This window comes from Kitasatospora sp. McL0602 (genome assembly GCF_052076145.1).
In the GTDB taxonomy this organism is placed as follows: Bacteria; Actinomycetota; Actinomycetes; order Streptomycetales; family Streptomycetaceae; genus Kitasatospora.
Map to the genome: position 1 here is coordinate 5,375,919 of NZ_CP197246.1, position 21,677 is coordinate 5,397,595.

The 21,677-nt window shown below is 70.9% G+C and carries 19 protein-coding genes, 1 tRNA gene and 1 pseudogene; 12 read left to right on the forward strand and 9 right to left on the reverse strand.

Going from position 1 to position 21,677, the window contains the following annotated elements:
• The first annotated feature begins 169 nt into the window (after positions 1-169).
• The 4 genes from ACR68M_RS24470 (at position 170) to ACR68M_RS24485 (ending at position 3,410) form a co-directional block, all read left to right on the forward strand.
• Positions 170-628 carry a peroxiredoxin gene (locus tag ACR68M_RS24470; RefSeq protein ID WP_441246253.1) on the forward strand — a complete coding sequence of 153 codons (459 nt, stop codon included), beginning with the start codon at positions 170-172 and terminating at the stop codon, positions 626-628.
• A gap of 189 nt (positions 629-817) precedes the next feature.
• Positions 818-1,393, forward strand: a complete 576-nt coding sequence (locus tag ACR68M_RS24475; RefSeq protein ID WP_441246254.1) for a TerD family protein — start codon at positions 818-820, stop codon at positions 1,391-1,393.
• 309 nt (positions 1,394-1,702) lie between these two features.
• Positions 1,703-2,278, forward strand: coding sequence for a TerD family protein (locus ACR68M_RS24480; protein WP_441246255.1), 576 nt, complete (start codon positions 1,703-1,705; stop codon positions 2,276-2,278).
• 55 nt (positions 2,279-2,333) lie between these two features.
• Positions 2,334-3,410, forward strand: a complete 1,077-nt coding sequence (locus tag ACR68M_RS24485; protein ID WP_441246256.1) for a DUF475 domain-containing protein — start codon at positions 2,334-2,336, stop codon at positions 3,408-3,410.
• Between the two features lie 80 nt (positions 3,411-3,490).
• Here the strand turns inward: ACR68M_RS24485 and ACR68M_RS24490 are convergent, their stop codons facing one another.
• A complete protein-coding gene (locus ACR68M_RS24490; RefSeq protein WP_441246257.1) occupies positions 3,491-4,594 on the reverse strand; it encodes a DUF2637 domain-containing protein in 1,104 nt (367 codons plus the stop codon).
• Between the two features lie 308 nt (positions 4,595-4,902).
• Between ACR68M_RS24490 and ACR68M_RS24495 the strand changes: the two genes are divergently transcribed.
• Entirely contained in the window at positions 4,903-5,631 is a 729-nt protein-coding gene (locus ACR68M_RS24495) for a TerD family protein (protein WP_441246258.1), read from the forward strand.
• 38 nt (positions 5,632-5,669) lie between these two features.
• On the opposite strand, the gene ACR68M_RS24500 is transcribed toward ACR68M_RS24495, so the two are convergent.
• Positions 5,670-6,716 carry a TerD family protein gene (locus tag ACR68M_RS24500; RefSeq protein WP_441246259.1) on the reverse strand — a complete coding sequence of 349 codons (1,047 nt, stop codon included), beginning with the start codon at positions 6,714-6,716 and terminating at the stop codon, positions 5,670-5,672.
• 329 nt (positions 6,717-7,045) lie between these two features.
• Between ACR68M_RS24500 and ACR68M_RS24505 the strand changes: the two genes are divergently transcribed.
• The 3 genes and pseudogenes from ACR68M_RS24505 (at position 7,046) to ACR68M_RS24515 (ending at position 11,617) form a co-directional block, all read left to right on the forward strand.
• Positions 7,046-8,212: an HpcH/HpaI aldolase/citrate lyase family protein gene (locus ACR68M_RS24505; protein WP_441246260.1), complete on the forward strand. Its 1,167-nt coding sequence runs from the start codon at positions 7,046-7,048 to the stop codon at positions 8,210-8,212.
• A pseudogene (locus ACR68M_RS24510) lies at positions 8,209-10,757 on the forward strand (phosphoribosyltransferase). The gene ACR68M_RS24505 and the pseudogene ACR68M_RS24510 overlap by 4 nt, the downstream one beginning before the upstream one ends.
• Entirely contained in the window at positions 10,754-11,617 is an 864-nt protein-coding gene (locus tag ACR68M_RS24515) for an HAD family hydrolase (RefSeq protein ID WP_441246261.1), read from the forward strand. Before ACR68M_RS24510 ends, ACR68M_RS24515 begins: the two are co-directional and overlap by 4 nt.
• 36 nt (positions 11,618-11,653) lie before the next feature.
• Here ACR68M_RS24515 and ACR68M_RS24520 read toward each other — a convergent pair whose 3' ends face one another.
• Entirely contained in the window at positions 11,654-12,175 is a 522-nt protein-coding gene (locus ACR68M_RS24520) for a TetR/AcrR family transcriptional regulator (RefSeq protein WP_441246262.1), read from the reverse strand.
• A gap of 121 nt (positions 12,176-12,296) precedes the next feature.
• Here ACR68M_RS24520 and ACR68M_RS24525 point away from each other — a divergent pair, with 121 nt between their 5' ends.
• Positions 12,297-13,151, forward strand: coding sequence for a patatin-like phospholipase family protein (locus ACR68M_RS24525; RefSeq protein WP_441246263.1), 855 nt, complete (start codon positions 12,297-12,299; stop codon positions 13,149-13,151).
• Between the two features lie 39 nt (positions 13,152-13,190).
• Here the strand turns inward: ACR68M_RS24525 and ACR68M_RS24530 are convergent, their stop codons facing one another.
• From ACR68M_RS24530 to ACR68M_RS24540, 3 genes are all read right to left on the reverse strand, one after another.
• Entirely contained in the window at positions 13,191-13,403 is a 213-nt protein-coding gene (locus ACR68M_RS24530) for an FmdB family zinc ribbon protein (RefSeq protein ID WP_441246264.1), read from the reverse strand.
• Between the two features lie 29 nt (positions 13,404-13,432).
• Complete coding sequence (locus ACR68M_RS24535; protein WP_441246265.1) at positions 13,433-13,906, reverse strand: DUF4442 domain-containing protein; 474 nt, start codon at positions 13,904-13,906, stop codon at positions 13,433-13,435.
• Between the two features lie 83 nt (positions 13,907-13,989).
• Positions 13,990-15,240, reverse strand: coding sequence for a hypothetical protein (locus tag ACR68M_RS24540; protein WP_441246266.1), 1,251 nt, complete (start codon positions 15,238-15,240; stop codon positions 13,990-13,992).
• Between the two features lie 181 nt (positions 15,241-15,421).
• Here ACR68M_RS24540 and ACR68M_RS24545 point away from each other — a divergent pair.
• Positions 15,422-15,493, forward strand: a tRNA-Val gene (locus tag ACR68M_RS24545).
• A 77-nt stretch (positions 15,494-15,570) separates the two neighbouring features.
• Here ACR68M_RS24545 and ACR68M_RS24550 read toward each other — a convergent pair.
• The gene (locus ACR68M_RS24550; protein WP_441246267.1) at positions 15,571-16,146 is read right to left on the reverse strand and encodes a TetR/AcrR family transcriptional regulator; all 576 of its coding nucleotides are present in this window, start codon (positions 16,144-16,146) and stop codon (positions 15,571-15,573) included.
• A gap of 153 nt (positions 16,147-16,299) precedes the next feature.
• On the opposite strand from ACR68M_RS24550, the gene ACR68M_RS24555 reads away from it, so the two are divergent.
• Positions 16,300-17,037 (forward strand): SDR family oxidoreductase, encoded by a 738-nt coding sequence (locus tag ACR68M_RS24555; RefSeq protein ID WP_441246268.1) that lies wholly within the window; start codon positions 16,300-16,302, stop codon positions 17,035-17,037.
• 35 nt (positions 17,038-17,072) lie between these two features.
• On the opposite strand, the gene ACR68M_RS24560 is transcribed toward ACR68M_RS24555, so the two are convergent.
• Together ACR68M_RS24560 and ACR68M_RS24565 are read right to left on the reverse strand one after the other, a co-directional pair.
• Positions 17,073-19,808, reverse strand: a complete 2,736-nt coding sequence (locus ACR68M_RS24560) for a bifunctional glycosyltransferase/CDP-glycerol:glycerophosphate glycerophosphotransferase (protein WP_441246269.1) — start codon at positions 19,806-19,808, stop codon at positions 17,073-17,075.
• A 321-nt stretch (positions 19,809-20,129) separates the two neighbouring features.
• Positions 20,130-20,534 carry a hypothetical protein gene (locus ACR68M_RS24565; RefSeq protein ID WP_441246270.1) on the reverse strand — a complete coding sequence of 135 codons (405 nt, stop codon included), beginning with the start codon at positions 20,532-20,534 and terminating at the stop codon, positions 20,130-20,132.
• A 208-nt stretch (positions 20,535-20,742) separates the two neighbouring features.
• On the opposite strand from ACR68M_RS24565, the gene ACR68M_RS24570 reads away from it, so the two are divergent.
• Positions 20,743-21,516, forward strand: coding sequence for a maleylpyruvate isomerase family mycothiol-dependent enzyme (locus ACR68M_RS24570; RefSeq protein ID WP_441246271.1), 774 nt, complete (start codon positions 20,743-20,745; stop codon positions 21,514-21,516).
• Positions 21,517-21,677: the final 161 nt, after the last annotated feature.

Here is a 21,677-nt window from a genome sequence, read left to right on the forward strand (position 1 = left end):
CCGGGGGAGGGCTTGTAGGTGCCGCCGGGAGGCGTGTTCACCGAGGGCGAAACCGGGCCCCTGGAGTGCCGGAGTCTCACCCGTTCGGCGGATTCGGCCCGAACGGATGCAAGGATGCGGGTTAGTCGCGCGGCGCACGCCGCGGCATCCGCGTAGGAAGGTCCACTCCATGGCCATCGAGGTCGGCACCAAGGCTCCGGACTTCGAGCTGAAGAACCAGCACGGCGAGCTCGTCAAGCTCTCCGACTTCCAGGGCGAGAAGAACGTCGTCGTGGTGTTCTACCCGTTCGCCTTCACCGGTGTCTGCACCGGCGAGGTCTGCGCGATCCAGCAGGAGCTGCCGCGCCTGCAGAACGACTCCGTCCAGGTGCTCGCGATCTCCAACGACTCGCCGTTCACCCTCCGGGTCTTCGCCGAGCAGGAGAACCTCGACTACCCGCTGCTCTCGGACTTCTGGCCGCACGGCGAGGTCTCCAAGGCGTACGGCGTCTTCGACGAGGAGAAGGGCTGCGCCGTGCGCGGCACCTTCGTGATCGACAAGACCGGCGTCGTCCGCTGGTCGATCGTCAACGGCCTCCCGGACGCCCGCGACACCCAGGCCTACCTGGCCGCCGTCGACGCGCTCTGAGCCGCCCTCCCAGGCTCCCCGGCCCGGCGGGGCCGCCACCGCTCGTACCCCGGACGTGTCCCGGTACGACGAGTTGCGGCCGCGTCGGGCCGTGTCGCGTCCGAACCGGGGAACCCGGCACTACGATCGGGCCGTTGGCAGGAGACAGAACCACGGGGGCACGCGTGCCTCACGAATCTGGGAGGACAAGTGGGAGTCAGCCTGAGCAAGGGCGGCAATGTCTCGCTCACCAAGGAGGCGCCCGGCATGACCGCTGTGATCGTCGGCCTGGGGTGGGACGTCCGGACGACCACGGGTGCCGACTTCGACCTCGACGCCAGCGCTCTGCTCTGCAACGAGACCGGCAAGGTCGGCGCGGACGGCAATTTCGTCTTCTTCAACAACCTCACGAGCCCGGACGGCTCCGTCGAGCACACCGGTGACAACCTGACCGGTGCGGGCGAGGGCGACGACGAGGCGATCAAGGTCAACCTCGCGGGCGTGCCCGCCGAGGTCGCGAAGATCGTCTTCCCGGTCTCGATCTACGACGCCGAGAACCGCAACCAGAACTTCGGCCAGGTCCGCAACGCCTTCATCCGCGTGGTCAACCAGGCCAACAACCAGGAGATCGCCCGGTACGACCTCTCCGAGGACGCCTCCACCGAGACGGCGATGGTCTTCGGCGAGCTCTACCGCAGCGGTGCGGAGTGGAAGTTCCGCGCCATCGGCCAGGGCTACGCCTCGGGGCTGCGCGGGATCGCGCAGGACTTCGGGGTCAACGTCTGAGCCTTCGGGGTCGATGTCCGAGCCGGAGATCTGACGCCTAGTCTTGGGGCCGGGGTCGATCGGGAGCCAACCACTCCCGTCGGCCCCGGCCTCTGTCTGTGTCGCGCCCTGTCAGGCCCTGTGAGGCCGTTCTGTCAGGCCGTTCGCGCAGACGGAGTTCAGCAAGTTCAGCGGGTTGGTAAGTGCCCGCTGGGGGCCGCGGAGGCATACACCTAGGGTGCGCCCGACCGCGGCACCGTGGGGCACACGAGGGACGTGTGCGCCTGGGACGGGAGCCCCGGCGACGGGGGAACTGGAGGAAGTACAGCCATGAGTGTCACGCTCGCGAAGGGCGGGAACGTCTCGCTCACCAAGGCCGCGCCGAACCTGACGCAGGTCCGGATCGGTCTGGGCTGGGACGCGCGGTCGACCACCGGTGCCCCCTTCGACCTGGACGCCAGTGCGCTGCTCTGCAGCAGCGGCCGCGTGATGGGCGACGAGTACTTCGTCTTCTACAACAACCTGAAGAGCCCCGAGGGTTCGGTCGAGCACCTGGGTGACAACCTCACCGGTGACGGCGAGGGCGACGACGAGGTCGTCGTGGTCAACCTGGATCTCGTCCCCGTACAGGCCGACAAGGTCGCGTTCGCGGTCTCGATCTACGACGCCGATGCTCGCATCCAGAGCTTCGGCCAGGTCAGCAACGCGTACATCCGCGTCGTCAACGCCGTGGACGACGCGGAGATCGCGCGGTACGACCTCACCGAGGACGCCTCCAGTGAGACGGCGATGATTTTCGGCGAGCTCTACCGCTACCAGGGTGAGTGGAAGTTCCGTGCGGTCGGGCAGGGTTATGCCTCCGGCCTGCGCGGCATTGCCCTGGATTTCGGAGTAAACGTACTGTAATGCTTCCTGCCCGGACTTCGCCGAAGTCCAGATTTTCCGAAAGGTAACTGACTCCGTGTTCCTCCGCACATTCGGATGGTCCTTCGCCATCACGATCGTCGGCCTGATCGCAGCCGGCCTGATCTGGGGGGCGGAGGGATTCGGCGTGGTGCTGATTCTCTCGGTCCTAGAGATCTCCCTGTCGTTCGACAACGCCGTCGTCAACGCCACCGTCCTGAAGCGGATGAACCCGTTCTGGCAGAAGATCTTCCTCACCGTCGGCGTGCTGATCGCCGTCTTCGGTATGCGGCTGATCTTCCCGCTGCTCGTCGTCGGCCTGACGGCACATCTGAACCCGGCCACCGTCATCGAGTTGGCGCTCGACTCCAGCAAGACCCACGACGGTCACACCTACGGCCAGTACCTGGAGCTCGCCAACCCGGCGATCGCGGCCTTCGGCGGGATCTTCCTGCTGATGATCTTCCTCGACTTCATCCTGGAGGAGAAGGAGTTCAACTGGCTGAGCTGGCTGGAGAAGCCGCTGGAGCGGATCGGCAAGCTCGACGCGCTCTCCTCGGTGATCGCCCTGGTGCTGCTCGCCGTCTCGGCCAACCTCTTCGCCGGTGACAGCGCCGAGACGGTGCTGCTGGCCGGGCTGCTCGGCCTCGCCACCTACCTGGCCGTCAACGGTCTCTCGGGTGTCTTCGAGTCGGGCCTGGAGGACGAGGAGGCCGCTGAGGAGGAGGCCGAGAAGTCCGGGAAGTCGATCGTCCAGGTGGCCGGGAAGGCGGCGTTCTTCCTCTTCCTCTACCTGGAGGTGCTCGACGCCTCGTTCTCCTTCGACGGTGTCGTCGGAGCCTTCGCCATCTCCCAGAACATCTTCCAGATCACCCTGGGCCTCGGCATCGGCGCGATGTACATCCGCTCGCTGACGGTCTACCTCGTCCGCAAGGGCACCCTGGACGACTACGTCTACCTGGAGCACGGCGCGCACTACGCGATCGGCGCGCTGGCGCTGATCCTGCTCATCTCGATCGAGTACCACATCCCGGAGATCGTCACCGGCCTGATCGGTGTCGCCTTCATCGGTGCGGCGCTGCTGTCGTCGATGGTCCGCAACAAGCGGGAGCAGGCGGTCGAGTCCTCCGCCTGACGCCCGGCTGACCGTTCGGGTAGAGCAGAGAGGGGCGCGGATCACCGCGCCCCTCTCTGCTTGCTGTCTCAGTGCTGTGGTCAGCCGAGCTGCTTCTCGATGGCGCGGAGCTTGCGCTCCAGCGAGTCGAGCTTGGGCATGGCCAGGGTGTCGTCGTCCGAGGTCAGGTCGATCGTCCCGAAGCCGTCGTAACTGCTGCTCTCGACGGCTGCCCGGGGGCGGCGGCCGGCGCTCAGCGCGGCGGGTTCGAGTGCGGACGGGCCGACCTTGGCCATCGGGTCCTCACCTGCGGTTCCTGCTGCGGCTGTGCCGGCTAGGGCAGGCTCCGAAGCGGACTGGCCGTCGCCGGCCCCGGCAGCGGTGAGGGCGGGCACCTGACGGCCGCCGCGGCCACGCGAGAGCATGCCGCCCTGGCGCGAGATGGCCTTCAGCTCGGCGCGCTCGCGCCGGTCGGCGTTGCGGGCCCGCAGCTTGGCGTCCAGCTTGGCCTGCCGCTCGTCGCGGACCTCGTCCACGGCCTCGTCCAGGCTGCGGACGTTCTCCAGCAGCATCAGCGACCAGGCGGCGAAGGTCTCGCGCGGGGCGCGGATCCAGCGGACGATCCGGATCTGCGGCAGCGGACGGGGGATCAGGCCCTGCTCGCGCAGCGCCGCACGGCGGGTCTGCTTGAGCGCGCGGTCGAAGAGGATCGCGGCCGAGATCGACATGCCGGAGAAGAACTGCGGCGCACCGTCGTGCCCGCCGCCGCGCGGCGCGTGCACCCAGTTGAACCAGGCCGACGCGACCGCGAAGACCCAGACCAGCAGGCGCGAGCCGAGCGCCGCGTCACCGTGGCTGGCCTCGCGCACCGCGAGCACCGAGCAGAACATCGCGGCGCCGTCCAGACCGAACGGGACGAGGTACTCCCAGCCGCCGGAGAGGCCGAGGTTCTCCATGCCGAAGCCCACCAGGCCGTGGAAGGAGAGGGCGGCAGCGACGCCCGCGCAGCAGAACAGCAGGACGTAGGAGGCGATGCCGTACACCAGCTCCTTGCGGCGACGGCGCTCCTCGGTGCGCTCCCAGGAGTCCGCGGACTCGTCGACCTTGTTGTTCTTCACGCGCAGGGTCGCCACCATGACGGCTATGAACAGCAGGGCTGAACCGCCGACGACGGTCCAGACCAGCTGGGTGGGGGTGAGGTTCATCGCGGGTCGGGCCTCGGCTTTCCGCAGGGGAATTTCTGTCGTTCTGACGACACAGGGCCGGCTCCCGCCGAGCGTGTGTGCGGGGAGACGATATCGCGTCCGAGGGAACCGCATCCTACGGGAGTTGACACTGGGTCCGTCGACCGGGTGCTGACGGTGAGTCCGGAGGCCCGACTGGGTAGGAACTTCGGGCACGGGCGAACCTGCCGGTCCGCTGGCCGAGCGGGCCCGATCCCGGGCACGATGGAGCACGTCGCCGGGAGCACGGGCGCCGGGACGGTCGAGCAGGCGGCTTTGGGGAGGACACGATGGTCTCGGTCTGGGAGTTCCTGAAAGGGGATCGGAACACCTTCGACTCGGGTGGGCAGCACAAGATCACCCTCACCAAGTCGCAGCCGCAGCACGCCATCACGGGCCACGCCGCCACCACCGGCTACCTGTACGTCAACCTGCACTGGAGCACCCGCACCTCCGACCGCTCCCGGGGCAGCGCCCTGCGCCGGCTCTTCGACCCGCGCATCCTGCGCCCGATGGAGCCCGACTCGTACCAGAGCCAGCAGGTCAACGTCGACCTCGACCTGGCCTGCATGTACGAACTCGCCGACGGCACCCGGGGCGTGGTGCAGCCGCTCGGCAAGCTCTTCGGCGACCTCCAGCGCCCGCCGTACATCAAGCTCAGCGGCGACGACGTGTACGGAGCGCCCTCCGGCGAGACGATGTACATCAACCTGGAGAAGAAGGACCAGTTCAAGCGCCTGCTGATCTTCGTCTACATCTACGACGACACCCCCGCCTTCGACAGCACCCACGCCACCCTCACCATCGTGCCGCAGAGCGGCCCGCGCCTGGAGATCCAGCTCGACGAGCGGGCGGCGACGGCCCGTTCGTGTGCGGTGGTGCTGATCGAGAACACCGGTGACGGCCAGCTGACCGTCCGTCGGGAGGTGCGGTACGTGCACGGATTCCAGTCCGACCTCGACCGGCTGTACGGCTTCGGCATGCAGTGGCAGCGCGGCTACAAGACGCCGTCCGAGTAGGCCGCCCGGCTGTTGGCCGGTTTCGGTGGGGTGGTGCGTCAGCGGTTCTGGAACTGCGGGCCCTGCGGCGGCAGGACGACCGTCGGCTGCTCCGAGTAGTACGGGGGCTGGACGGGCGGCGGCGGGTAGCCGTAGCCGTACGTCGACTGCTGGGGCGGGGCCTGCGGGTTCAGGGCCTGCGGGGACGGTGCCAGTTGGGTCGGAGGCTGCGGGACCGGCGCCGGCTGGGTCGGGGGCTGCGCGGCCGGGTAGGCGTACGCCGTGGGTGCGTGGTCGGGGGTGAGCGCGGGGGTGAGCGTGGGGGCTGGGGCGGGCTGGGGGTACGGGAAGCTGTAGCCGGGCTGCGGCGGGGGGAGCGGCGGGAGTGGCGGCAGCGTGGCGGGCATCGCGGGCGCGGGTGCGAGGGTGTACGTGTCCGGCTCGTCGTCGCTGTAGGTGACGGTGGGCGTGGGCGCCGGCGTGGGCTCGGGCGGGCGCTCCGAGGTGGGTTCCGAGGTCGCGGACGGTGCCCTGTCGGCAGGGCAGTCCTCGTCCTCGACGGTGATGCCGAAGTCGGTGGCCAGGCCGATCAGGCCGGTCGCGTAACCCTGGCCGACCGCGCGGAACTTCCAGCCGCCGTCGCGGCGGTAGAGCTCGGCCGCGACGAGGGCGCTGACCTCGCCCGCGTCCGTGATGTCGAACTCCGCGATCGGGGTGCTGTCCTCGGCAACGGCGCCGATGCCCGTCCCGCGCAGGACCAGCCGCAGCCCGGTGACCTCGGGAAAGGCACCGCCCTCGGCGGAGGCGGCCAGGACGACCCGGTGCACCTCGGCCGGCAGCCGCGCGAGGTCGACCTCCACGGTGTCGGAGGCCTCGCCGCTGCCTGCCGGGTGCGCTCCGGGCTGGTGCCGGACCAGTCCGGAGGGGTGGCTCGGCTGGTTGTAGAAGACGAAGTCGATGTCCGAACCGACCTTGCCCTCCGGGCCCAGCAGAAGCGCGGAGGCGTCCACCTCGGGCGAACCGGGGGTCACCTGCCAGCACAGCACGGCGCGCACTGCGGCAGCCGTCAGCGAGATATTGGCGCCTTTGGCCATCACGTGCGTCATGGCGCACCATCCTGCCTGTTCGTCACCCCTGCCGACAATGCGGGTGTCCGACAGTCGGGGGAGTGGCCGGGGAGTGGCTTCTGTGAAGCGGGCGGTAATCTTCCGAGAATTCGATGTTTCGCGGCTGGGCGCGGTCCGATTCATCCGTACGATGGGCGGCCAACCAGCTGTTCCGCCGTTCTGCTGTTCTGCCCGGGTCCTGTGTGGTCCGGCGAACCATCGGGGCGGGCCGTCCGTCTATCCAGTGACAGGGACACCGCCGACCGTCAGTACCGGCATCGGTGTCAGTTGAATACTCGCCTTCCGACCGACCCCCTGGGGAGAGCATCTTGCGCCATTTCGGCCACCTTGCCGACGACGTCCGCAGCAGACTCTTCCTGGAACAGCCCGCAGCCTTCGACCGGCACAGCGATTCCGCCGTGCTCTCGACCGCCCTCGGCGCGACGCTCTACAGCCCCGCCACCCGGGCCACCTTGCAGGCGGACATCCGGAAGCAGGCCGCACGTGGCGTGGTCTCGATGGTGCTCTGCCTGGAGGACGCCATCGCGGACCACGAGGTGCAGGGAGCCGAGAGCAACCTCGTCGCGCAGTTGCCCGCGCTGGCCGCCCCCGGCGCCGGGGAACTCCCACTGCTCTTCGTCCGCGTCCGGACGGCCGAGCAGATAACCGACCTGACCCGGCGCCTCGGGCCCGCCGCCGGGCTGCTCAGCGGGTACGTCCTCCCCAAGTTCACCGAGGAGAGTGGCCGCTCCTTCCTGGACGCCCTGACCGAGGCCGAAGCAGCCTCCGGCCACCGGCTGTTCGCGATGCCGGTGCTTGAATCCCCCGAGCTGGCCCACCTGGAGACCCGCCGCGAACAGCTCTTCGGCATAGCCCGGCTGCTGGCGAAGTACCGCGAACGCATCCTCGCCGTCCGGCTCGGCGTCACCGACCTCTGCTCGGCGTACGGGCTGCGCCGCTCACCCGACCTGACGGCCTACGACGTCTCGCTCGTCGCGGGGGTCATCGGTGACGTGGTCAACGTCCTCGGCCGCGCCGACGGCAGCGGCTACACCGTCACCGGCCCGGTCTGGGAGTACTTCCCCGTCCAGGAACGGATGTTCAAGCCCCAGCTGCGCCGGACCCCGTTCGCGGAGGCCGGCCCGCCCGCCGAAGGCGTCCGCCAGCGGATCATCGAGCACGACCTGGACGGCCTGATCCGCGAGATCGAACTCGACCGCGCGAACGGCCTGTTGGGCAAGACCTGCATCCACCCGAGCCACGTACCGGCCGTGCACGCCCTCTCTGTGGTGACGCACGAGGAGTACTCCGACGCCCGCGACATCCTCCAGCAGCACCAGGGCGGCGGCGGGGTGCTGCGCTCGGCGTACACCAACAAGATGAACGAGGCCAAGCCGCACCGCGCCTGGGCCGAGCGGGTGCTGCTGCGGGCGGAGGTCTTCGGCGTCGCGCGCGAGGACGTCAGCTTCGTCGAACTGCTGGGAGCGAGCCTGTGAGCAGCGGAGTGGGTGTGGAGGAGTGGTCCGGCCAGTGGGTCGCCGATCGGCTGGGGGTGCGGCTGGTCGGCTCGCCGGAGCTGACGGACATGCTCGGGCTCGCGGTGCGGGACAACCCCAAGCGGGCCCATCTGCTGGTCTCCCAGGTGCTCGGCAAGCACATCCCGCAGCGCCCGGCCGTCGTGCACGGTGCTGGTCTCGAACTCGGCGTTAGAGTACGGAAGTTGCTCGGCTCATCGGCTGACCGGGCGGTGGTGCTCGGGTACGCCGAGACGGCCACGGCACTCGGTCACAGCGTCGCCGACGGGCTGGGGGTGCCGTATCTGCACTCCACCCGACGGCCGGTCGCGGGGGTGGCGGCGGTCGGTGGGTTCGAGGAGGAGCATTCGCACGCCACCTCGCACCTGCTGCTCCCTGCCGACCCGCAATTCCTCGCGGGTGACGGGCCGTTGGTCCTCGTCGACGACGAGTTCTCCACCGGCACGACGGTGCTCAACACCATCCGTGCGCTGCACGCCGTCCACCCCCGCAGCCACTACGTCGTGGTCGCGCTGGTCGATCTCCGGACGGCGGCCGACCGTGCCCGGCTCGCCGAGGCCGCTGCGCAACTGGGCGCCCGGCTCGACCTCCTGGCCACCGCCGACGGCGGGGTCGAGCTGCCCGCCGACATCCTGCCCCGGGCCCGCGAACTGATCGCCGCCGCCGTGCCCGACCCCGTTCTCCCGTCCGGTCCGCTCGCCCCCGTGGTCCGAGTCCACCCCGCCTGGCCGGTCGACCTCCCGGACGGCGGCCGCCACGGCTTCACCGCCGAGCACCGGGAGCAACTCGACGCTGTGCTGCCGGGAGTGGCTTGGGAGGTCGCCTCGGCGGTGGCCTCGGCGGAGTTGGTCGGGCAGGCGCGGCGGGTGCTGGTGCTCGGCTTCGAGGAGCTGATGTACGCGCCGCTGCGGATCGCTGGTGCGCTTGGCGAACTCCTCGGCGAGGAAAGGGTGTTCTTCTCCACCACGACGCGCTCGCCCGTCCTCGCGGTCGACCACCCCGGCTATGCGATCCGTACCCGGCTGATCTTCCCGGCGCACGACGCCCCGGCGGACGGGGAGGCCGCGCGGTACGCGTACAACGTGGCCCCGGGCGACGACCCGGCGCGCCGCTTCGACGCGGTCGTGCTGGTCGTCGACGACGTCGCCGACACCCCTGCCCTGCATGAGGGCGGGCAGGCTCTGTTGCGGCAGTTGCGCCGCGTGACGGACCAGGTCGTCCTGGTCGTCCTTCCCTCGTACCGCCCTGAGCAGGGAGTGCTGTGACCATCGCCATGACCAATTCCAGCGATGCCAGATCTTCTGTCGACGCCAGCAACGCGCAGCCGCTGCACGGCCCCGAGTTCTCCTCCTACGCCGCCGAGGACGTGAGCTGGCTGCTCACCGACCTCTCGGCCGTCCACCTGGAGGCCCCGGTCGAGGAGCGCGAGGAGGCCGTCCAGACCGGTGGCGCGCACTACGCCGAATCGCTGCCGGTGGAGTACCAGCCAACCGCCGAGTACCAGGAGCTCTACCGCGCCGCGCTGACCACCTCGGCCCGCCGGATGGCGCTGGCCGTCGGTACCGTCGCCGAGACCCTGTGGCGCGAGCGCGGCCCCGAGCTGGTGCTCGCCTCGCTGGCGCGGGCCGGCACGCCCGTCGGTGTCCTGATCCGCCGCTGGCTCGCCTTCGCGCACGGCCTGGACACGCCGCACTACGCCGTCTCGATCATCCGGGGCCGGGGCATCGACCAGGCGGCCATGGGCTACCTGGCCGACCACCACGACCCGGCTCGGGTGGTCTTCGTCGACGGTTGGACGGGCAAGGGCGCGATCACCCGCGAGCTGGCCGAAGCCCTCGACGGCACCGGCTTCGACCCCGAGCTGGCGGTGCTCGCCGACCCCGGCGGCTGCGTCCGCACCTACGGCACCCGGGACGACTTCCTCATCCCGTCCGCCTGCCTCAACTCCACGGTCTCCGGCCTGATCTCGCGCACCGTGCTGCGCGCCGACCTGATCGGCCCGGCCGACTTCCACGGCGCGAAGTACTACCGCGAGCTGGCCGACGCGGACGTGTCGCGGGAGTTCCTGACGGCCGTCAGCGGCTGGTTCGAGGCGGTCCGCCCGGAGGCCGTGGCCGCCGCCGAGCAGCTCGCGACGGCCGACCGTACGCCGGACTGGGCAGGTTGGGCCGCCGTCGAGCGGATCAGCGCCGAGTACGGCATCGACAACGTCAACCTGGTCAAGCCGGGCGTCGGCGAGACGACCCGGGTGATGCTCCGCAGAGTCCCGTGGCGGGTGCTCGCCCGTCGAGGCGCCGGGGCGGATCTCGACCACATCCGGCTGCTCGCGGCCCAGCGCGGCGTACCGGTGGAGGAGGTCGACGACCTGCCCTACTCGTGCGTCGGCCTGATCCACCCCCACTACAGCCGGGGCGCGACCGGGGCCGACGGCACGGCCGTGACCGCTGCGCCTGCCGTGACTGGTGTGACCGCCGTGACTGCCGTGACGAGAGGGATGTCTTCGTGAACGCTCAGTACCTGGTCGCCAGCGACCTCGACCGCACGCTGATCTACTCCAACCGCGCGCTCGCGCTGGACATGCCGGACCGGCTGGCGCCCAGGCTGCTCTCCGTCGAGGTGCACGACGGCAAGGCACTCTCCTTCATGACCGAGCACGCCGCCAGGCTGCTCGCCGAACTCGCCGGGCTGGCGCTCTTCGTGCCCGCCACCACCCGGACCCGGGCTCAGTACGAGCGCGTCAGCCTGCCCGGCCCGACGCCCGGTTGGATCCCGCAGTACGCGATCTGCGCCAACGGCGGGCACCTGCTGGTGGACGGTGTGCCGGATGCGCAGTGGCAGGCCGAGGTGCGCGCCCGCCTGGCGGCGGGCAGCGCGCCGCTGGCCGAGGTGGTCGAGCACCTGGCGCTCACCGCCGACCCGGAGTGGACGCTCAAGCGTCGCGTGGCCGACCACCTCTTCGCGTACCTGGTGGTCGAGCGCGCCCAGCTGCCGGAGGGCTGGGTCGAGGAGTTGACCGGTTGGTGCGACGAGCGTGGCTGGTCCGTCTCGCTCCAGGGCCGCAAGATCTACGCCGTGCCCGGCCCGCTCAGCAAGAGCGCCGCGCTCGCCGAGGTCGAACGGCGGACCGGTGCGGCGACCATCCTCGCGGCGGGCGACTCGCTGCTGGACGCGGACCTCCTGCTGGCCGCCGACCGTGCCTGGCGCCCCGGCCACGGCGAACTCGCCGACAGCGGCTGGACGGCGCCCGGCGTCACCGCGCTGACCCAGGCGGGTGTCGCGGCGGGCGAGGAGATCGTCCGCCAGATGCTGGAGCGCGTCCGCGCGGGAGGCGTCCGGAAGGACGTCGAGGCTCGGGTCAACGGGTAGCACTCCGGCGGCGGGGGCGTGAGCGCCTGCCCTCGTTCAGGGCCGGAGGAGTTCGCAGAAGCGGTCCAGGGCGCGGTCGGTGCGGTGGTGGTCGCCGGTGGTCGTGAGGTCGAACAGGAGGCCCCGGATGACGGCCATGACCAGCGTGGGGGTGACGGTGTCGTCGGGGCCGGTGATGATGTCGCGGAACGTGGCGCCGAGTGTGTCGAACCAGCCCGTGATCGCCTCGGCCTGGTCCGGGTAGTTCTCGGGGTGAACCAGGCCGTCGGCGTGCACCTCGAAGAAGAGTCGGACGAACGCGGCGCGCTCGGGTGCGCTGATCCAGGCCCAGATGCCGCGTAGGCGCTCCTCCGGGGAGGCTGCCTCCGGCGGGAGGTTCTCGGCCAACCGTGTCGCACCGCGCCGGCGGGCCTCGGCGAGGACCGCGGCCACCAACTCCTGCTTGCTGCCGAAGTCGTAGAGCAGCATTCGCGGGCTGGTGTCGAGCGCTGCGGCGAGCGGCCGCAGGCTCAACCCGGCCAGGCCGTGCGCAAGTACGTAGTCGGTCGCTCGCGCCAACGTGTGCTCCCGCCGGGCGGGGTCTGGGGGTCGCCCCACGGTGGATCGTCCTCTCCGTAGTGCGGATCTGAGCCTGCGTCAGTATATGGTACGACTGTTTCAATAACGGGAGGAGACAGCCGTGCACACACTCGACCGGGCACTCGCGCTGGGTGCCGGAGGCCCTGTTGGTGCGGCCTGGATGGCAGGGCTTGCCTGCGGGTTGCGCCGTGGCGGGGTGGATCTCGGCGAGGCCGATCTGATCGTCGGCACGTCGACCGGCGCGATCGTCGGCGCAGTGCTGGCCGCCGGTCAGGACCCGGCCCGGCTCGCCACCCCGGTGCGCCCCGCCGGCTCGGACGGCACCCCGCCGCAGGTGGACGGGCACCGGCTGGGTGAGGCGTTCGCGGTGCTCCGCGATGCCGCGTCGAACCCGGCCGAGGCCCGGCGCCGAGTGGGCCGGATCGCGCTCGCCGCCGAGACCGGACCCGAGCAGGCGCATGTCGCCCGGATGCGCGCCCTGGTCGGCGCGGAGCGGTGGCCGGACCGGAAGCTGCTCATCACCGTGCTGGACGCCGAGACCGGCGAGCAGGAGGTCTTCGACCGGGCCAGTGGCGCACCGCTGGCCTCCGCGGTGGCGGCGAGCACGGCCTTCCCGGGGATCTACCCACCGATCACCATCGACGGCCGCCGGTACATGGACGGCTCCCTGCAGTCGGCGACCAACGCCCGCCTCGCCGCCGGAGCCCGCACGCTCGTCGTCATCGACCCACAGGCGCACCTGTTCCCACGCGAGTTGCTCCACCAGGAGCTTGCGGTCGCCGCAGCGCACACCGTGGTGACCATCGAGCCCGATCCGGCATCGATACACGCCTTCGGCTCGGACCTGAGCGACCGGGCAGCCTGGGAGCCGGCCTACCGGGCGGGTCTGCGCCAAGCCGCCGATGCCGTCGGCAGGCTCAGCCCCGCGTGGAAGACCGGATCCGGCACGGACTGAGCGCCGCCCGATCTTCCGTTTGAGGGCCGGCGCCGGGGCTCAGCCGCAGCAGCCTCCGCCGCAGCACCCGCCCCCGCCGCCCCCACTGGGGGCCTGCTGCGGGGCGCCACCCGTGACGGCGACGGCGGAGAGCAGTTTGACGGTGTCCTGGTGCCCCTCGGGGCAGACCGCCGGGTCGTTGGCCTGGGCCATCGTGCGGCGGAGTTCGAAGGTCGCGCCGCAGGTGCGGCAGCGGAAGTCGTAGCGAGGCATGTGGGCAGCGTACCCAGGCCGGCCGGCGATCACGTGCGCTGGGCGCGCTTCTCCCGGACGTACACCTGCTTGCGCAGCCGCGCGACGACGGTGCCGTCCGCAGCCAGCACCTCGGTGTCGAACCAGATCAGCGCCTTCTTGCCCTCCTGCGTCAGCTCGCGGATCTCGGCGAGCCGGTCGTCGGTGAGCACGAACTCCGCGAAGATGTCGCCGCGCCCCGGCGACACGAAGGTGATCTCCGCGGCGGCGTCCCACACCACGTACCCGGGGCCGAGGTTGCGCAGCACGAGCAGCATCCAGAACGGGTCGGTCATCGCGAAGATCGAGCCGCCGAAGTGGGTGCCGACGTAGTTGCGGTTGAGCCGCCCGAGGCGCAGCCGTACCTTCGCGAAGCGGAAGTCCGGCGAGATGGCGAGGACCCGGATGCCCGCGAACAGGAACGGCGGCCAGAGGTTGATGCCGCGGCGGAAGGTGGTGGCGCTCATGGTGCGCTTGCGTGCCATGGGGCGACCCTAGCAAGGTAGTTACTGGCTGGTAACGTGATCTGGATCACCAGCTCCGGGCGCCCCCTCCGGGTGCTGCCGAGTCAGTGCCCCCGGATCATCGTCACGACCTGTGCCGCCGTCTCCCGCACCCCCGCCAGCTCCGTCAGGAACTGCCAGTAGTCCGGGTGGCGCCCCGCCGCCTCCAGCGTCGCGACCGCCCGGTCCAGCCGGGTCACCGCGGAGTCGAGCGGGCCTGCGTGCCGGGGGTCGGGCGACTGCCGCCCCGCCATCGCCAGCCGCTGGGCGTCCCGCAGGGTGAACCGGGTGCGCTCGATCTCGCCGTGCGGGTCGTGCTCGACCTCGTTCAGCAGCCGCAGGCGCTCCCCGACCCCGGCCACCGCGCCGTCCGCCGTCTCCAGCAGCGCCCGGACCGCGCCGATCGCCGCCGTCGCGTCCGGCCAGCGCTGCTCGTCCCGCGCCTTCGCCGCCTCCGCGAGCTTCTGCTGCGCCGAGCGCGCCGCCTCCACCGTCTGGGTCGGCACCCGCTGGAGATCCTGCCAGCAGTCCGAGCTGAACCGCCGCCGCAGCTCGCTCAGCGCGGGCTCCACGCTCCCGGCCCGCGTCTCCAGCGCCTGCACCCGGGTCCGCAGGCTCGCCAACCGCCGGTCGATCTCCCGTGCCCGCTCCGGCAGCTGCTCGGCCGACTCCCGGATCGCCTCCGCGCGCTGCGCCACGTCGTCCGCCCGGCGCAGCGTCTCCGTCACCCCGTGCCTGGCCACGCCCTCGTTCAGCCGCCCCAACTCCGGTGCGAGCTGCGCCAGTCGCCCTGCCAGGTCGGCCGCCTGCATCCCGGCCGCCCGGACGGCCTCCAGCGCCGTCGTCGCCCCCAGCAGCGCCCGCTTCGCCTTCTCCACGGCGGGCACCACCCGCACCAGCTGCGCCTCCGCATGCTGGATCAGCGGCTGAAGCCGTTGGAGGTACTTCTCCAGCTCGGTCTGCTTCGCGACCAGCTCGCGCCGGGACTGCTCCAAGTCCTGCTGTGCGCGGTGCGCGACCGAGGGGTCGAGCTCGGGCGCATCCAGATCGTGGGCGTCCAGCGCGGCCAGATACCCGACCGTCACCTGGTCGATCCGCGCCGAGATGTCCTGGAACTCCGCCAGCACCTGCCGCGAGGCCCCGCTCTCCTCGGCCGCCCGCACGGTCTCCACGGCCAGCTGGACATCCCGCTGCGTCGAGTCCAACTGGTAGAAGGCCTCCTGCGCCGCATCCCGCGCCGCCTTCGCCTCCGTCCGCTGTCCCTCGTTCCGCCGGAACCAGCCGCCCCGCCCGCCACCGCCGCCGGCCACTCTCACGCCACGCTCCCTGCTCGGCTCCACCTACCTCCCCACATTCTCGCCGATCACCAACCCCCTCCGGCACCCCGCACCTCACCCCGAACACCCCGTCACCCCGAAACCTGCACCACGCCACCCGCCGGACCAGGTAGTCTTGGCTCTCGTCGTGCGCCGCCACTCACCGGTGCCGCCATGACAGGGGTGCATAGCTCAGCGGTAGAGCGCCGCTCTTACAAAGCGGATGTCGGCGGTTCGAAACCGTCTGCGCCCACCGAGTTGATCAGCAGGAGCACCACGAAGGCCCAGGTCGGACGCCATGCGTCAGCCCTGGGCCTCTCCGTTTTCGGGTCAGGGGCGGTTGCTGGTCAGCCCGTCCATGACGAGGTCGAGCAGGCGTTCGGCCTGGCCGCGCTGTTCGGCCGCGGACGAGGTGAGGGCCACGCCGGTGAGACCGGCGAACACGTCGGTCGCGCTGATGTCCGACCGGATGGCGCGGGCGGCGCGGGCGGCATCCATGAGCGTCGTCAGGGCGGCCTGGATCATCTCGTGGCTGCGGGCGTAGGGGTCGGCGCCGGACGCGACGACGGCGCGCAGGGCGTCGGCCATGCCGAACTTGGCGGTGGCGTAGTCGATGAAGTTGCCCATCCAGGCGCGTAGGGCCTCGCGCGGGGGCATCGTCGCCAGGAGGTCGGGGGCGGCGTCGCACAGTCGGGCCAGCTCGTTGCGGTAGGCGGCCTCGATCAGGTCCTCCCGGGTGGGGAAGTTCCGGTAGAGGGTGCCGGTGCCCACGCCCGCCTGCCTGGCGATGTGCTCCAGGTGCGCGTCCAGCCCCTGTTCGGCGAAGACGCGCGTGGCAGCGACGAGGATCTTCTCCCTGTTCCGCCGGGCATCGGCCCTCAGGGGACGCGACGGCTCATCGGTCATCGGCTCCACTCCATGCTCCATCCTTCATCCGGCATCCTTCGCATTTGCTAAGTGGAGGCTCCGCCGCTTAGCCTGACGACGAACCGGCGGCGCCTCCACTTTCTACTCTACGGCCTCCGCCGCAACCCGACGAAGCCCAGAAGAAGGAGCATCATGCCGGGAATCGAGAACAAGGTCGTCGCCATCACGGGCGCCAGCAGCGGGATCGGCGAGGCGACCGCACTCCTGCTCGCCGCTCGGGGCGCGAAGGTCGTCCTGGGGGCGCGGCGGCGCGAACGCCTCGAGGGCCTGGCCGCCCGCATCGTCGAAGCCGGGGGCGAAGCCACCTGCGCGGTCACCGACGTGACGCGCCAGGAGGACGTGGCCGCCCTCGTCGGGCTGGCCTGCGAGCGCTACGGCAGGCTGGACGTCCTCGTCGGCAACGCCGGCATCGGCCCGGTCTCCCCCCTCGACGACCTGCGGGTCGAGGACTGGGACGACATGATCGACGTCAACATCAAGGGCGTCCTCTACGGCATCGCCGCCGCCCTGCCGGTCTTCCGCCACCAGGGCTTCGGGCAGTTCGTCAACACCGCCTCCACCGCCGCCTACCGCACCGTGCCCAACCAGGCCGTCTACTCCGCCACCAAGATCGCCGTGCGCGCCATCTCCGAGGGTCTGCGCCAGGAGGCCGGCGGCGCTCTCCGCGTGTCGATCATCTCGCCCGGCTTCACCAGGACCGACTTCATCGACGGCGCCGCCAACCCCGAGGTACGGGCCCAACTGTCCGCAGCACGCGACACGATGGCCATCGCGCCGGAGGCCATCGCCCGCGCCATCGCCTTCGCCATCGAACAGCCGGCCGACGTCGACGTGAGCGAGATCGTCGTGCGCCCCACCGCCCAGAGCTGAGAATTGACAGTTCGCCAGTTGTTGGAGGAGTCGTCTCAGCGGCGGTGGCCCCCGAGGGGGGAGTCGAGCGGGGGCTCCAGGTCGTGGATGGCCTGGGCCACGCGTTCGCAGCTGTCTCCGCCGGGGAGGGTGAAGCACTCGGCGGCGCGCCTGTCGTAGAGCTCCTCCCGGACACAGCCGGAGTCGAGGTAGCTGATGAGCGCCCGGACGGTCTCCTCGACGGTCGCGCAGACCGGGCCGAAGCCGTCGCGGGCGAAGTCGAAGTACCCCGGGCGGGCGTGGTCGGCCCAGTACTCCTCGGCGTCGAACTGGGCGTAGACCATCGGGGTGCCCATGTACGCGACGTCGAACGCGGTGCTGGACCAGTCGGTGACGAAGAGGTCGCAGCCGCGCAGGACGTCCTGGAAGGTCCGGTCGGTGAGGTCGACCAGGCGGTAGGGGCCGTCCTGCGGGACCAGCTCGGACACGTGCCTGCGGGTCTCGTAGTGCGGCAGGAACTCCAGGACGAACCCGTGCCGTTCCAGAGCCGCCTGCAGCCCCCGGTCGGCGAACAGGCCGGAGAGGAAGCTCTGGAGCGTCGAGCCCTCGAAGCTCGACGACCTGCTGCTCCTGGTCCTTCCGTACGAGGCGGTGCCCAGGTAGTTGCGCCAGGTGGTCATGACGAGCAGGCGCCGGTGGCCGCGTTCGGGGATGTGGGAGTCGAAGCGGGGGAGGCCGAGCTGCCGGGCGGTGCCGCGGTAGTCCAGCCACTGGTCCATGTGCTCGGTCTCGGCGGCGGTGGTCGTCACCAGCAGGTCGAGGCCGGTCTTCGACCGGTGGATGCCACGGGCTACGTCCTGGTGCACGACGCCGTGCTGGAGGGAGACGCGGCGGGCCCCGGTGCGCCAGCCGAGGTGTTTGAGGTAGGTGTCGCGGTCCCAGCCCTCCGGCAGCGAGTACGCGTCGATGTCGTAGGAGTTCACCAAGGTCGAGGCGTGCAGCATGAGGAACTTGTGCCGCCACGAGCTGTGGTTCACCACCCGGCCCAGGCCCTTGAGTTCGGCCGCGTCGGGGCTCGACCTGTCGACGACGGCGTAGGCCCGCACGTCCGGGCGGGTCCTGCGCAGGTGGCGGAACAGGTAGGCGGAGTTGTCCTGGAAGGAGTCGGGGCGTTCGCCCACCAGCCAGATGTCGCGCCCGGCCATGAAGGGCTTGCTGGCCAGGCGCGCCAGCCGGGCCCGCCAGAGCGGGCTGCGGCGGGCGCTGTGGACGAGATCGCGGCCGGCGAGCGTCAGTGCCCAGGAGCGCCGCTGCCTGGACCGCGACCCGGTCCGGACCTCCAGGACGGCCTGGTCGCCGCGCCCCCAGCCGGGCAGCACCCGGCAGGTCGGCAGTTGGAGGGTGCGGGCGCTGCGCAGGTAGCCGACGGTGGTGACGCAGGTACGGGTCACCGGGCCGGTGTCGGTGTGCAGAGTGAGGCTCAGGGTGTGCCGCCCGTCGAGCAGGGCCCGGGTGGGGACTTCGGCGCGGAAGCCGGTCCAGGCCTTGTCCCCGTGGTTGTCCACCAGATCGCCGCGCAGCCCGTTCTCGGCGGGGACGCTGATCTCGCTGCCGACCACCTCCAGCGTCAGCTTCGCGGCCAGCGGGAGGGCGAGGCGCAGCCCGTTCAGGTCCAGTCGGCCGGAGATCGCGATCGTCTCGCCGTCCGCGCTGGGCACGAACTGCTCGACGCGCGCGGCGAATCCGCTCACCGCGAGCAGGGGCAGCAGGTCGTTGGACACCTGGTGGTCGAGGTACAACTGCCCGGCCCGAGCCCGCACGCCGGTGACCTGCTCGGGGTGGGCGAACAGCTCGAAGTCGTCGGTCAGGCAGGCGACGACAGGCACGCGGTGGGCGGTGTCGACGGTGGCCGCCTGCAGGTCCGCCACGCTGACACCCCGGTAGAGCGCCTTGGCCTGCTCGAACAGGCTGCGCAGTTCCGCCCCCTCGAACTGGCGACAGGCGCGCATGGCGAAGCCCTGGAAGCTGCGGACGACGAACTGGTCGAGGGCCTCGTGCTTGAGGGTGTCGAGTCCTTCGCGGAGCGCCACGAGCGCCAGGTCGGCCGCCAGGTGGTCCCAGAAGTTCTGCGGGCGGGTGAACAGCGAGTTCATGATCGAACCGCCCGGCCGCCGGCGGTACCGGTAGACCACCTCGCGGACGAGTGCGATCCGCTCGGCCCGCAGCAGGAACGGCAGGACCAGCCAGACGTCCTCGAAGTGCGCGCCCTCCCTGAACCGCAGGCCCCACTCCCGGATCTGTGACAGATCGAAGATCTTGTTGCAGGCGCTCGCGTTGTGCACCAGTGTCGGCGCCTCGGCGATGCCGTCGATCACCCGCAGATCCTGCTTGAACTCGAACGCTCCCTGCCAGGCCCAGTGCGTCGGGTCCGGGAAGGTCTCCATCATCCCGGCGGCCACCGGGACGCCCGGCTCCGAGGTGACGGCTGCCAGCAGGGTCTCGACCGCCCGCTCCGGCAGGATGTCGTCCGAGTCGCAGAACATGATGAACTCGGTGCTGGCCAGATCCATCGCCGTGTTCCGCGCCGCTCCGAGCCCGGCGTTCTCCTGCACGTGCAGCAGGACATTGGCGTGCGCCTCGGCGAACTCCCCGGCCATGGAGCGCGAACCGTCCGTGCTGCCGTCGTCCACGATGATCACCTGGCACTCGCCGAAGGCCGTCTGCCCCGCCAGGGAGTCGAGGCACTCCTGGAGGTACTCCTCGACGTTGTGAACGGGGACGACGACGGTCACGCGGGCTTGCGGTGCCTTGGGTACCTGGGGTGCTTGCGGTGCCTGCGGTGTCTGGGGTGCTTGCGACATGGGGAGACTCTCGGGAGGGCGGAGGGGGACTACCACGGCAAGATGACGTACACGAGTTCACAAGGCGTACGACAGCTTGACGTTCGGCATCGGGCAGGGTGCAGCCTCGATGTCGGCCCGTAGGACACCGCAAGGAGCCGGATGGTTGTACGGCCGCAGCCGCGGCAGCGGGGGAGACGCGAGTTGCCCCCAGCCGCGTCCTGCGGCTGGGGGCAACTGGTGGAGCTGGGCGGGCTGCGACGGGCGCGAAGGTCAGTTGAGCGGGCCGCAGCTGGGGGAGCCCTGGGGAGTGCCGTTGTAGTAGCGCTGGACGCAGGCCTTCATGGAGTGGCCCGGACCGTCGTAGAACCACGGGGACTGGGCGCCGCTGCCGGTGGGGGGAGCCGAGCTCCAGATGGTGGTGCCGTTGTCGATGACCGTGAAGCGGCACCAGTAGGGGTCGCTCGCCGAGTTCTGGGTCGGGTCGTTCGCCATCTCGTCGTGGTAGGCACCGTTGACCCAGTGCAGTTCGATCTTCTCGATGGCCGTGCACGACCCCGAGCCGATCGAGTAGTTGCCCTCGGAGGCGGCGAACGCCTGGCTGGGGTTGAGGGCCAGTGCGGCGCCGAGGCTGAGGGTGGCCACCGCGAGCATGCGGGTGGAACGGGCAGACAGCATGGAAGTCCTTCCAGGGACGGAGGCGGCTACAGACGCTGGGCGCCCGCTGGCGCCCGGCAGAAGTTCACCGCCGGTGCGGCGGTCGCCGCCAGCTATTCGTCCCTGCGACGAATAGTCAGCCCGGACGGTCGAGCAGCGAGTTGGTAGGGGCCTGGTGGCTGCGCTAATTCGCTACCCGGCGCCCGGAGCGCCGTGATACACAACCGACGTGCAAAACAATTTGGAGTTCCCCGAGGTCCTGCGGCTGATCGAAGATCGCTCGGCCGCGTTCCGCGCCGCGATCGCGTCCGCCCCCGACCTTGACGTCCAGGTCCCGACCTGCCCGGACTGGACGCTGCGCGAACTGGCACAGCACCTCGGCGACGGCCGCCGCCGCCAGGCCGCCATCGTCGCGGCGGGCCCGGGTGCTGAGCCCCCGGCGAGGACGGACCCGAAGGGCGCCCCGACCGCGCCCCGCGACCGCGAAGCCCTGGACGCCTGGCTCGCCGAGTCGACCGAGCTCATGCTCGACGCGATGCGCGAGGCCGGCCCGGACCGCGGCTGCTGGACCTGGTGGGGCCGCTCGCAGGCCCCGGAGACCAGCGGAGCCGTGGCCCGGCACCAGATCCAGGAGTTTGCCGTCCACACCTACGACGCCCAGCTCACCCAGGGGGCCGCACAGCCGCTGCCGACGGACGTCGCGGTCGAGGGCGTCGACGAGTTCCTGACGACCGTCTCGGCCACGACCGTCCCCTGGCCGTTCAAGCCGGCGACCATCGACCTGCACGCGACCGAGGGCCGCTCCTGGCGTCTGACCCTCAACGCCGACGGCGTCCGCTGCGACGACCTCGCCGCCGACGCGGAGCCGGGCGACATGGCGATGCGAGGCGCAGCGAGCGAACTGGTCCTCTACTGCTACGACCGCATCCCGCTCGACCGCCTGGAGACCACCGGCAACACCGAGCCGATGGAGCAGCTCGCAGAGTGGGACCCGAACGAGTAGAACGCGCACGTGTGACGCACCTGCCGGTGGTGCGCCCCTGCGCGCGCCACCGGGCCCGGGGTTGCGGAAACCGCCCGGCCTGCGGCGCAGCCGCCGACCCGGCCTGACGACCCCGAGTCGGTCTCCCTGGGCATCATCTGCACCCCATTGGGCTCAGCGTG